Origin of the sequence: Flavobacterium zhairuonense (genome assembly GCF_004352915.1) — a bacterium.
Lineage (GTDB): Bacteria > Bacteroidota > Bacteroidia > Flavobacteriales > Flavobacteriaceae > Flavobacterium > Flavobacterium zhairuonense.
Window position 1 is genome coordinate 655,302 of record NZ_SJSY01000076.1, and the last position, 12,854, is coordinate 668,155.

Here is a 12,854-nt window from a genome sequence, read left to right on the forward strand (position 1 = left end):
AACGTTCTATATTTTGAAAGTGTACAAAGATAAGCATTCGTTAGGATTTTAAAACATCTGCTCAAAAATCATCTATTATTTCACAAAAAATATCTTCCAAAAATTAAGTTAAAGATTAAATAATAAAGGCTTAATACATAAAAAAAATCTCCTGTATACTTTTGGCGGAACTAAAAACTATTAAAATGAAAAAATTAACTATCTCATTATTAACAGCTTTACTTATTATGACGAGCTGTAATAACGATGAAAACTCAAACGGCGAACCTGAAGTTGTTGTAAACGAAAATCCTGGAACTTTTAAAGAAATTGGTTCCATCACAATTGGCGGTGAAGCTGCTGCGGAAATTTCGGCTTACTGCGAAAAAACAAAAAGACTTTTTACTGTAAACAACAGCGGAACTAATCAAATTGATGTTATCGATTTATCTGACCCAACGAAACCAACAAAAATCGGGAAAATTGATTTAGTTGCTTACGAAGGTGCTTCAAACAGCGTTTCTGTATTTGACGGAAAACTTGCTGTTGCATTAGAATCTACAGTAAACAAACAAGGAAATGGAAAAGTAGTTGTTTTCAATACTTCTGATTATAGCTTGATCAAACAAGTTACCGTTGGTGCTTTGCCTGACATGATTACTTTCTCTCCTGACGGAAAATATATCATGACTGCTAATGAAGGCGAGCCAAACACAGACTACACACAAGATCCGAACGGTACAATTTCTATCATTGAAACAAGTACTTATAATGTTACAACACTTGATTTTGCTTCATTTGCGAGCCAAGCAACAACATTAGCAAAAGATGGATTCAGAATTTCGAAATTTGCAAAAAGCTTCGCACAAGACATTGAACCAGAATACATCACAATTTCTGATGATTCTAAAACGGCTTGGGTAACTTTACAAGAAAACAACGGAGTTGCAAAAGTTGATTTGGCTTCAAAAACTATCACAGCTATTTATCCATTAGGTTTAAAAGATTACAATACTGCAGAAAATGCAATAGACATAAGCGACCTTGACGATAAAATTGCCTTTAATCCTTGGAAAGTGAAAGGAATGTATATGCCAGATGCTATCAGCCATTTTACGGCAAACAATGTTCCGTATTTTGTTACTGCCAATGAGGGTGATGCGAGAGAATACACAGCCTACACAGACATTAAGAGAATGAAAAGCTTAAAACTTGACGCAACAGTTTTTCCAGATGCAACAAATATGAAACTTGACGCTAATTATGGCAGATTAAACCTTGTTGCCGATATGGGAGATACTGACGGCGATGGAGATTTAGACGAAATGGTAAGTTTTGGAGCAAGATCTTTCTCTATTTGGAATGGAAATACAGGAAAAATTGTTTTTGACAGTAAAAATGATGTTGACAAAAAAACAAACGAATTAGGAACTTATGACGACAAACGAAGCGATGATAAAGGTTCTGAGCCTGAAGCTGTTATTGTTGCAAAAATGGGAAGCCAAAATATCATATTTGTTGGATTAGAAAGATCAGATGCTTTTATGGTTTATGATGCTACAAACCCAACATCTCCGCAATATTTACAAACCGTAAAAACAGGTGACGCTCCAGAAGGAATTCTTTTTATTCCAGCTTCAAAAAGTCCTACCAAAAGAAGTTTGCTGGTAGTAAGCAGTGAAGGTGACGGAAGTATAAAAATATATCAGCCAGACTTGAAATAAATCTTATCTTAAAAAGAAAAAAAAGGACAAAATATAAATTTTGTCCTTTTTTTATATCCTAAATTTTGATTTCATTAACGAATTTACATAATAAAAAGCCAAAACGTGGGAATTATGTAAGAGCAAATAGAACACATTCTAAAACCCACCACATAATTTTGTCATGAGTTTAAAATAAAAACCAACCTAAATTTGAATATCATGAAAAAGAAATTATGCTCTCTGTCCTTTTTAATAGTAGCGTTTTCAGCAAGCGCACAAAATATGACGACCACTACTACCCCTGCAGTTGATCAATCACAATACAATAAATGGTCTATAGAATTAAATGGCGGTGTCAATAAACCGACACGAACAATGACTCCGGGTTATTCTACTGCCACTTTAAATCCGTTTCACGCCGATTTAGGTGTAAGATATATGTTTAGCCCAAAGTTTGGGGTAAAATTAGACGTTGGATACGATCAGTTTACAGAACGTGATGACACACCCGATTTTGAAAGCAGATACGTAAGAGCGAGTATTCAAGGTGTTGTAAACATTGGGCGAGCTTTAAATTTTGAAACTTGGACAAATACTATTGGTGTTTTGGCACATGGAGGTTTTGGAGTTTCGCAAATTAGTACCGAAACTGGCCCAGGAGGTCAGGATTATATGGGACATGGAATTCTGGGTTTAACGGGTCAAATCAAATTGAGCAATAGAGTCGCTTTAACTGGCGACCTTACCGGAATTGTAAACGGAAAACAAAACTGGAACTTTGATGGAATGGGAACTACTGGAACAGGCGCATTTGATGGTGTTTTATTAAACGCTTCTGTTGGTTTGACATTCTACTTAGGTAAAAATGAAAAACATGCCGACTGGGTTGGCGAAGAAGACAGAATCAGCGAATTGGAAAAAAGAGTGGATTTAGTTGAAACTGGACTTTTAGATACTGATAAAGATGGTGTTGCCGATTTATACGATTTAGAACCAAATAGTATTGCAGGAGTCGCAGTAAACACAAAAGGTCAATCTATTGATACCAATCAAAACGGTGTGCCAGATGAGTTAGAAAGCTATTTAGACAAAACTTACGAAAAGAAAGGCGCTGGAAGTGGAAGTCTTACAAACAGTACTGTTGAAGAATTAATCAACGGTGGTTATGTAAATGTTTATTTCGATTTCAATTCGGCTAAACCAACAAACGCTTCATTATCTGGCGTTGATTTCTTAGTGAAATATTTGAAAAACAATCCTGGAAAATCAGCTGATATTATTGGTTATGCTGATGAAATTGGAAGCTCAAGCTACAACACTGAACTTTCTAGAAAAAGAGCTGAAGCTGTGAAAAAAGTAGCCGTAAATGCCGGAATTGATGCTTCAAGATTGAATGTGATTGCTAACGGAGAAGATACATCTGTTAACAAAAAATCTAAAGAAGCACGTCAAATCGTGAGAAGAGTTACTTTCCAAGTGAAGTAATCCATATAAAGCTAAAATAAAAATTATATTTCAAGCTCCAGAGGAGCAAAATATTTATAGAATTTCAATAAAATAAATGAGAAAGCTCCAGCGGAGCGACATATAAATTGTGAATATGTCGCTCCCCTGGAGCTTTTTACTGCAAATACATTTCTCTTCTATAAATATTTCGCTTCTCCGAAGCTTACAAAAAAAGCTGCCTTTTCAGACAGCTCTTTCCTATATAATTTTATCGAATTATTTATCAATTGCTCTTTTTGTAATATCACCAAAAGCATCAATTCTTCTGTCTCTGAAAAATGGCCAGTTTTGACGAACATTTTCTTGTAAATCTAAATCAACTTCAGCAATTAAGATTTCTTCTTTGTCGTGTGACGCTTGAGCTAAAATTTCTCCTTGCGGTCCAGCGATAAATGAAGCTCCCCAAAATTGAATTCCTTCAGTTCCTTCAAGATATTTTTCAAGACCAATTCGGTTTGCAGCTGCAACGAAAACACCATTTGCTACTGCGTGACCTTTCATTACGTTCATCCAAGCGCCATATTGATTTTCGCCGTATTGCTCTTTTTCTTTTGGATGCCATCCAATTGCTGTTGGATAGAATAAAACTTCTGCTCCTTTTAAAGCAGTAATTCTTGCCGCTTCTGGATACCATTGATCCCAGCAAATTAATGTTCCAACAGTTCCTTTTTTAGTTTCGATAGCTTGGAAACCTAAATCACCTGGAGTGAAGTAGAATTTTTCATAGAAATGCGGATCGTCTGGAATGTGCATTTTACGGTACAAACCAGCTTCTGTACCATCTGTATCGATGATATAAGCACTGTTATGATAGATTCCAGCCATTCTTTTTTCAAAGAAAGGAACAATGATTACAACTCCTAATTCTTTTGCCAATTCGCTAAAAGCAATAAATGAAGTACTATATAATGGTTCTGCTAATGCAAAATTATCTACATCTTCGCTTTGGCAAAAATAATGACTGCTATATAATTCAGGCAACAAGATTACTTCAGCGCCTTGGCTTGCAGCATCTCTCACCCAGCTGATACATTTTTTAAGATTATTTTCAGCAACATCATTCAAATTTAACTGAATTACTGATATTTTATATTTTCTTTTCGGCATGACATAAAATTTAGAGTGCAAAAATAACACTTTTTACAGGAATGGCAAAGTGGGTTTTACTTAACTTATTTATAAAAAAAAGAGCTTCACAGCTCCTCTTATAATTGTTTTATAAAATCTCGTTTTGTAGAAAATATTTTAGAAATATAAATTACATCATTCTCTTCAAAATACAAAATCTTATAATCCCTTACTATGATTCTTCGATATTCAGGCTCGATCTCATCTTTTTGATATTGCTCACTAAAGTGTATTTTCTTAGTAGCATCCAAAATCTCATTTTTAATATTGTTTGCACCTTGAAAAGATTTCTCTTTATAGTAATTATAAATTATCTTTAATTGATATAGTAATTATAAATTATCTTTAATTGATTTTTAGCTGTATGGGTCCAAACAACTTTAAAAAACTTATCCATTACCAATTTTCAGATTCTTTTTCTAAATCTTCTTGCGAAATATATTCTCCCCTTTCAATCTCTAATTTTGCATTAGCCAATTGAGTTTTATATTCATTTCGAGTAATTGGTTTCCCCTCTACAGAAAATGCAACTATCTCTTCCTCTTGATAACTTTCAATAACTGCTTTTACAACTTTTAAAAGACGTTCATCAGCAGCATTAATATATTCTAACACACTATCTCTTAATTCTAAGGCTCCCATAATTATTTCAATTTTAATCAATCAAAGATAGAAATTTTGATCCAATTTTTATACTTAAAAAAAGGCCACTTTACATCAGCTTAAAATAAAACTTCTGCAAAATGGCTTATCAACCTAAAAATATATCAACTAAGAAAAGCTGTTTATTCAATCACAACTTTCTGAGTCAAGAATTCAGTTTCTGATTTTTTGAATTTGATTTCAACAGTTCCTTTTGCAGTTGCTTTGAATTTGTAAACTGTCTTTTTTGGGTCTGGCACTTGTTGTGTACAAACTTCTGACGGATATTTTGCAATAACTTGTAATCCTTTTGCTTCACCGATTGTAGTTTCAGAAATCTTATCGAATTCTCCACAAGCATTGTCTACAACATAAGTTACATCATAACTCAATTCGTCATTTACTTTTCCAGTAGCTGGGCCTTCAATTTTTGTGACAAATGCTGTTTTTGTTTTAACTGTTGATTCAGCTTTATCATCGTCGTTGCTGCATGAAATCAATGCAGTTGATAAAAATAATACTACTAAAACCGATTTTAATCTAAACCTTTTCATATAAAATAATAATTAATTGTTAATTACTATGAAGATGCAGTGTAGTTGCAAAGGTTGCTTGGACAAAATGTTAAATAGTTTTTCCAGAAATCCAATCCACTATATATCAGAAACTTATTTTTTGATATTTTTTTCTAAAATGTCGATATTTCTTATAAAAATAAAAACTTCTCATCTAGCCCCGATCGAAGCGACATCCTTTTTCCTGCTTCTTTAGCAGGGAAAAGATACAGCGGAGAGCGGGACAGAACTTGAACCGAAGACGATATTTCTGCTTCAAAAAAAAAAAAAACACCAGCCTCTCGACTGGTGTTTCGAATATCTAAAAACAGAAATTAAACCGTTGTTTCTTTCTTTTTGAATATTTTTTTGAAAAGATTTACTATTCCTAGAGTTACAAAACCTAGAACAAGTCCCGCTGTAAACTCTTTGATAATTGATGGAATGTTAATTTCTTCTGCTAGATGATGAATGTACGGGATATAATGCACAAACAATCCTCCTGCGACCATAATCAAGGCAATTGTTCCAATTACGGTCAAAGCTTTAATTACTTTTGGAAGTGCTTGAACTAAAATATTTCCGATAAATTTTAAGACACTTTTTTCTTTTTTGCTATGCTGAATCATTTTGAAACCAACTTCGTCCATACGAACAATCAGCGCTACTATTCCGTAAACTCCCACTGTCGCTATAACTGCAATAATTGAAACAGTAATAATCTGCGACATTAATGGTTTTCCAATCACAGTCCCTAAAGCGATAATTACGATTTCTACAGAAAGAATAAAATCAGTAACAATTGCCGATTTTACTTTGTCTTTTTCGATTACCAAAATTTCTTCTTCGGTAAGAACTTCATCAGTTATTCCTTCTGATTCTTCATGTGCATGAGGAAAAAAGAACTCGTAGATTTTTTCGGCTCCTTCATACGCCAAAAACAATCCTCCCAAAACCAAAATTACCATTATCGCAATTGGAAAAAATGCGCTTAATAAAAATGCAATTGGAAGAATAATAATTTTATTCAATAACGAACCTTTACTGATTGCCCATAATACAGGAAGTTCTCGAGATGATGCAAATCCTGAAGCTTTTTCGGCATTTACAGCCAAATCATCTCCTAAAATTCCAGCTGTTTTTTTTGCTGCAACTTTACTCATTACTGCAACATCATCCATAATTGCTGCGATATCATCTAACAAGGCGAAAAAACCTGAACCCATTTTTTAAAATTTATTTTTAGTGATGCGAATCTAGACAATTTGCCTTAATCTGCCCAATAATCGAGCATCAAAATTTGTATTTTTATTCCTATTTTTCTGCTTTGTGGTTAAAACCAACTCTAACTGCATTGCCCTAAAAGAACCCATAGAATAATAAAAACAATGATTGTTCCGAAGCATCCGCCTCCTAATTTTTTAGCGCCATATCCCGCTAGCAATCCTCTAAAAATATTGTTCATGTTTTTAATTTTTAAATTAATAATTCACTGATTTTTAAAAACTTAAAATTGAATATTTCTTCAAAATTTGTTGTTATAAAAATTACTCAAAAAGTTTCAGAATTTGCGGATAAAAAAAAAGCACCAATCTTTCGACTGATGCTTTCCTAAGAGTGACATTAAAAATTTATTTAGCGGTTTGATTTCTAAAAACCAAATTGCCATCAAAAGCATCTAATAAAATGATGCTGTCTGTTGTTATATTCCCTGCCAAAATTTCTTTTGACAACTGATTTAAAACTTCTCTCTGAACCACACGTTTTACTGGTCTGGCTCCAAAATGAGGATCATAGCCTTTGTCGGCCAAATAAGCGATAGCTTCTGGAGTTGCATCCATTGTAATGCCTTGTAAAGCCAACATTTTTGTAACGCTCTTTAACTGAAGACTTACAATTCTTGAGATATTCTCTACTGTAAGCGGTGTAAACATTACAATTTCGTCGATACGGTTGATAAACTCAGGACGAACAGTTTGTTTTAACAATCCTAAAACTTCGTTTTTAGCCACTTCTGTTGCAGCTTCAACACTTCCTTTTAGGTTTTCAAATTTCTCCTGAATAATATTACTTCCCATATTTGAGGTCATAATAATAATCGTATTTCTGAAATCAGCCAAACGTCCTTTATTATCTGTTAAACGTCCTTCGTCCAGAACCTGCAACAAAATATTGAATGTATCCGGATGCGCTTTTTCGATCTCGTCTAAAAGCACAACAGAATAAGGTTTTCTACGAACCGCTTCCGTCAACTGACCTCCTTCATCGTAACCAACATATCCTGGAGGCGCACCCACCAAACGGCTCACACTGTGACGTTCTTGGTACTCGCTCATATCGATACGTGTCATAGCATTTTCGTCGTCAAAAAGATATTCGGCCAAAGCTTTTGCTAACTCTGTTTTTCCCACTCCGGTTGTTCCTAAGAATAAGAATGATCCAACAGGTTTTTTCATATCCTGCAAACCGGCACGGCTTCTGCGAACGGCATCACTCACGGCTTCTATTGCTTCTTCCTGGCCTACTACACGTTTGTGCAATTCGTCTTCCAGATGCAATAGTTTTTCTCTTTCTGTTTGAAGCATTTTAGTAACTGGAATTCCTGTCCATTTTGCTACAACTTCTGCGATATCTTCTCTGGTTACTTCTTCTTTGATCAAAGAATTTCCAGATTGAAATTCTAACAATTGTTTTTGCAAAGTTTCTTGGCGTTCCTGTGCTTCCTTTATTTTTCCGTAACGAATTTCGGCTACTTTTCCGTAATCGCCGTCACGTTCTGCACGTTCTGCTTCGTATTTAAAGTCTTCAATTTCGTGTTTCACAGCCTGGATTCCGTCAACGATATCTTTTTCCTGTTTCCATTTTGCATAGATTTCGTTTCGTTCTTCTTTTAGGTTGGCCAATTCCATTCCTAAAATTTTCAGCTTGCTTTCTTCTTTTTCACGCTTAATGGCTTCAATTTCGATTTCCAACTGCATGATTTTACGATCCAAAACATCTAATTCCTCAGGTTTTGAATTGATTTCCATACGCAATTTAGAAGCCGCTTCGTCCATCAAGTCGATCGCTTTATCTGGCAAGAAACGATTCGTAATATAACGTTGTGAAAGTTCAACCGCAGCAATAATCGCTTCGTCTTTAATTTGGACTTTATGATGCGTTTCATATTTTTCTTTAATTCCACGTAAAATCGAAATCGCGCTTTCAGTATCTGGCTCATCGATTAATACTTTTTGGAAACGTCTTTCAAGCGCTTTGTCTTTTTCAAAATATTTTTGGTATTCATCTAAAGTCGTTGCACCAATTGCTCTCAACTCACCACGAGCCAAAGCTGGTTTCAAGATATTAGCCGCATCCATTGCGCCTTCACCTCCACCCGCTCCTACAAGCGTATGAATCTCGTCAATAAAAAGAACAATATCTCCATCTGCTGCAGTAACTTCTTTTACCACCGATTTCAAACGTTCTTCAAATTCTCCTTTGTATTTCGCTCCGGCAATCAAAGCTCCCATATCTAGTGAGAATACGATCTTTTCTTTTAAGTTTTCTGGAACGTCTCCGTCTACAATTCTGTGCGCTAAACCTTCTGCAATTGCAGTTTTACCAACTCCTGGCTCACCAATAAGCATTGGATTGTTTTTAGTTCTACGAGTCAGAATCTGCAATACACGACGAATTTCTTCATCACGTCCGATAACTGGATCTAGTTTTCCTGTACGTGCTAATTCGTTTAAGTTTTTAGCGAATTTATTTAGTGAATTATACGTTTCTTCAGCTGAAGCCGATGTTACTCTTTCTCCTTTACGCAATTCCTCGATTGCTGCTTTCAAACCTTTCCCAGTTACCCCTTGATCTTTTAAGATTTGAGAAACTTTACTTTTTGAGTCGAAAATGGCTAAAATTAAATGCTCGATCGAAACGTATTCGTCGTTCATTTTTTGTGCAATGATTTCGGCTTCGTTCAAAGCTTTGTTTGCGTCTCGAGAAAGCATTACATCTCCTCCTGAAACTTTTGGAAAACTCTGAATTGTACTGTCTAAAATTTGAAGAAACAAAGGCACATTTACATTTAATTTTTTCAAAATAAATGGCGCTACGTTTTCGTCCACTTCAAAAATAGCTTTGAAAATGTGTTCATTTTCAATTTGTTGCTGGCCATTTCGCTGCGCTAATTGTTGCGACAACTGTATGGCTTCCTGCGATTTAATAGTAAATTTATTTATGTTCATATTTTTTTGATTTGATTGATTTTACTGTTTGAAATTTATAAGATTAAAGTTACGATTTATAGAGTTAGATTTTTAACTCAAATGATTTAACTTTGTATTCGAATAGACAAATTATATTCCACAACAAAAAAACAGACAAAATGACCGATAAAATCATGTTTTTACCATTTTAACACGTCAAAAAGTCATAAAACAAGCCAAATATGAGTTTTTTTAATTCAATCTTCGGAAGTTCAGAGAACTCAGAAGTCCCTAAAAGCAAAGTAAACTGGAACGAATTAACAGATACGCTTCAATTAATGGAAATTGAGACCATTTCAAATGAAAAACCAGTCGTTATTTTCAAACACAGCACAAGATGCAGTATTAGCCGAATGGCTTTAAAACAATTTGAAAGAGAATATGATCTTGAAAATGTTGTTGATGCTTATTTTTTAGATTTAATCGCACATAGAGATGTTTCAAACGAAATTGCTAGCAAATTTGACGTGTATCATGAATCTCCACAACTGATTTTAATTAAAAACGGAAAAGCGGTTTATGATGTTTCGCACAGCGATATTGATGCTGAAGTATTGAAAAGCAAGATCTAAGTTGCAAATTATGAGTTATGAGTTAATTACTCAACTTAGACTACAAATTAAAAAGCCTGAAATTGTCGAATACAATTTCAGGCTTTTTCTTTCTTTACTTTAACTCAAATTTGAATCCAATCTGAACGCTCAACTCATAACTCATAACCCATAATTAAACTTAAAAACTTTCTCCAGATCCACCGCCACTAAAACCCCCTCCACCAAATTCCATTGGAGAATCTTGCGGTTTTACTTCTGGTTTCATTCCGAAAGTTGAAGCTACAACTAAAGCTTCTGCGTTTAAAATTGCATCTGAATGATTTATTCTATCTGGTTTGAATGTTAAACCGCTTTCTTTTTCTTTTAATTTTTTAATTGAGAAATACGCTATTGCAAATAATACAACTCCGCCCAAAGTTAAAGCCACTTCGATAGGCAAAACAGCGTAATAAAATCGAATGGTATAGATTGAAAATCCTATTGCTAAAAAGCTTATCCATAACATAATTCTGTCTTTTGTTTTTAAAGCTCTAACCAAATACAAAACTGGGGCTATAAACGTAAAGGCGTAAAAGAAAAAAGCAAACGGAATATCGGTTCCTGGTTTTAACTCAGTTCCTAAAAGTTCAGCTGAAAGTTCTCTTACAACCAAGTAATTACAAGAAAGATAAAACAATACCAGACAAAAACTATTCGCTAATAAAAGTCCGTTGTAGTAATAACTTTTGCTCAAATTACCAATTAATTTCCTCGTCAAAAAATAACAAATCGCTGCAAAAATCATTGCCACAAATGGCAGAACAGCTTTGCCTATTTCGCCAAATTCAAACATTTGGAAGAATAAAAAAGCAGTAATTGCCAAACAAAAAAACAGCATTGAAATCAAATGCAGATATCGCACAAACATAAATAGCGCAACTGTTGCCATAAAAAAAGCTATCACAGATTTATTTGCTTCTGTAGAAATTCCAATAGCAAATGCAATATTTAAGATGGTACCTAAAATAAATGCATCATCTAAACCGTGATTACGATAATTTTGTTTCGCTAAAAATTCTGAACCTGCAAAACCAACGGCCGCAAAAATATAACAGCAAATATCGAAATAAGCATTCTCGGCATTCATGCCAACAACAGAAATGGCTCCGCAAATTGAACTATATAAAAAACTACCTAATAAGAAGAAACCTATTTGAACTAAAACATTCTCTTGACTTTTAAATACTGGTAATTCTTTCTTGATAAATTGCCTTTGTTCTTTACTTATAAAACCTCCATTGTATAAAGCTTTTGCCTCATCAACTAAAACTTCATTATCTAATATTTCTTTATTATACACTATCATTCTGCAATTTCTTTATGAAAGTTTTTAATCAATTTAACAAACATTACAATCGAACCGATAAAATAAATAGGTAGTAGAAAAACAAGCAATTCCCAGAAATCCAAGAAATCAAAATTATCTAAAAACCTAAACAACAACATATTCAGACCAACGTAACCATATACAATCATAAAAACATATAATGACATTGCTTTGAACTCGTAACTGAATTTATAAAAATAAAAAGTCGAACCCGCTAAAACACCAGCAAAAATCATCCATATTAAATCATAATCATGCAGTAAATTACTAAGCGCTGCGATACTAATAATATGCAAAGCAAAAGTTAGAAAAACTAAACTGAAATGCGTTTTTAATAAAATTCGGTTACTATAAATTGTCCACAGAATCAATAAAACTCCCAACATAACTGCAGAATAACTCAAACTTTCACTGGCGTAAAAATTATTGTGCTTTAATAAATCCTGCGGCGTAACTGACAGCCCAACATAAGCGGCCAAACCAGTAATAGCAATGGTAAGAACGCTTCGATTATCAAAATAATAAGCACAAAAGAAACTTATTATTGTTGGAATCAATGTCGCTAATCCATAATGTTCTCCAAATGGTTTGTACTGAAATTGCAGATAACCTACAAAGATGCAAGTCAAAATGTTAGCCAATAAAACCAAATACTCTAAAACGGGATGTTCAAATTGTGTTTCTGTTTTTTGAAAACCTTTTGAATTCTTAAAACAATAGAAAAAGCAAACTGCAATTACAACTAAAAGAATCGATAGGATTGCAATATGCCCTATTGAATCTATATTTTCGTAAATCAAGATTCCGATTCCTGAAGTAAACAACAAAACAGACAAATAGAGGAAAAGTTTTAATTCTACATTCACAGAAAAAATGTTTAAACTACGGTAGGCAGTTATTTCTTCATACTGTTTTTCAGTGATCAAATTCTTATCCAGAAGCTGTTTCGTATTCTGGCTGTCAAACTTATTCATAGGCTGTTATATTGAAAGTGCATTTCAAAAATAGTGTTTTTTTGATTCATTAAATTTATACTTGTAAAAATAATCTCGCTAAAAAAAACAATTCCTATCCAATAAAAAAATCAGATTCACTTCTTTTAAAAATTAGTATTCGCATTAAATCTCCTAAAAAAGAATCATTTAAATTTTAACTAATTACAAATATGT

11 protein-coding genes are annotated in these 12,854 nt (G+C 33.7%); 3 read left to right on the top strand and 8 right to left on the bottom strand.

All coding sequences use genetic code 11. The annotated features are described in order from the left end of the window. The first annotated feature begins 185 nt into the window (after window positions 1-185). Both EYY60_RS21770 and EYY60_RS21775 read left to right on the top strand, forming a co-directional pair. Complete coding sequence (locus EYY60_RS21770) at window positions 186-1,703, top strand: choice-of-anchor I family protein (RefSeq protein ID WP_132991376.1); 1,518 nt, start codon at window positions 186-188, stop codon at window positions 1,701-1,703. Window positions 1,704-1,904: 201 nt separating this feature from the next. Next, complete coding sequence (locus tag EYY60_RS21775; protein WP_132991377.1) at window positions 1,905-3,170, top strand: OmpA family protein; 1,266 nt, start codon at window positions 1,905-1,907, stop codon at window positions 3,168-3,170. Between the two features lie 237 nt (window positions 3,171-3,407). On the opposite strand, the gene EYY60_RS21780 is transcribed toward EYY60_RS21775, so the two are convergent. From EYY60_RS21780 to clpB, 6 genes are all read right to left on the bottom strand, one after another. Beyond that, window positions 3,408-4,298, bottom strand: coding sequence for a carbon-nitrogen hydrolase (locus tag EYY60_RS21780; protein WP_035644835.1), 891 nt, complete (start codon window positions 4,296-4,298; stop codon window positions 3,408-3,410). A gap of 98 nt (window positions 4,299-4,396) precedes the next feature. Then, on the bottom strand, window positions 4,397-4,633 hold the full coding sequence (locus EYY60_RS22580) for a type II toxin-antitoxin system RelE/ParE family toxin (protein WP_132991451.1): 237 nt from the start codon (window positions 4,631-4,633) through the stop codon (window positions 4,397-4,399). Between the two features lie 82 nt (window positions 4,634-4,715). Beyond that, window positions 4,716-4,961, bottom strand: a complete 246-nt coding sequence (locus tag EYY60_RS21790; protein WP_132991378.1) for a hypothetical protein — start codon at window positions 4,959-4,961, stop codon at window positions 4,716-4,718. 143 nt (window positions 4,962-5,104) lie between these two features. Then, window positions 5,105-5,515 carry a hypothetical protein gene (locus EYY60_RS21795; RefSeq protein ID WP_132991379.1) on the bottom strand — a complete coding sequence of 137 codons (411 nt, stop codon included), beginning with the start codon at window positions 5,513-5,515 and terminating at the stop codon, window positions 5,105-5,107. 335 nt (window positions 5,516-5,850) lie between these two features. After that, window positions 5,851-6,741 (bottom strand): DUF808 domain-containing protein, encoded by an 891-nt coding sequence (locus EYY60_RS21800; protein WP_132991380.1) that lies wholly within the window; start codon window positions 6,739-6,741, stop codon window positions 5,851-5,853. Window positions 6,742-7,146: 405 nt separating this feature from the next. After that, entirely contained in the window at window positions 7,147-9,744 is a 2,598-nt protein-coding gene (clpB, locus tag EYY60_RS21805; RefSeq protein WP_132991381.1) for an ATP-dependent chaperone ClpB, read from the bottom strand. 203 nt (window positions 9,745-9,947) lie between these two features. On the opposite strand from clpB, the gene ytxJ reads away from it, so the two are divergent. Beyond that, window positions 9,948-10,337, top strand: a complete 390-nt coding sequence (gene ytxJ / locus EYY60_RS21810) for a bacillithiol system redox-active protein YtxJ (protein WP_132991382.1) — start codon at window positions 9,948-9,950, stop codon at window positions 10,335-10,337. Window positions 10,338-10,497: 160 nt separating this feature from the next. Here ytxJ and EYY60_RS21815 read toward each other — a convergent pair whose 3' ends face one another. Both EYY60_RS21815 and EYY60_RS21820 read right to left on the bottom strand, forming a co-directional pair. Further along, the gene (locus EYY60_RS21815) at window positions 10,498-11,664 is read right to left on the bottom strand and encodes a hypothetical protein (RefSeq protein WP_132991383.1); all 1,167 of its coding nucleotides are present in this window, start codon (window positions 11,662-11,664) and stop codon (window positions 10,498-10,500) included. Next, complete coding sequence (locus tag EYY60_RS21820) at window positions 11,661-12,659, bottom strand: DUF2157 domain-containing protein (RefSeq protein WP_132991384.1); 999 nt, start codon at window positions 12,657-12,659, stop codon at window positions 11,661-11,663. Before EYY60_RS21820 ends, EYY60_RS21815 begins: the two co-directional genes overlap by 4 nt. Window positions 12,660-12,854: the final 195 nt, after the last annotated feature.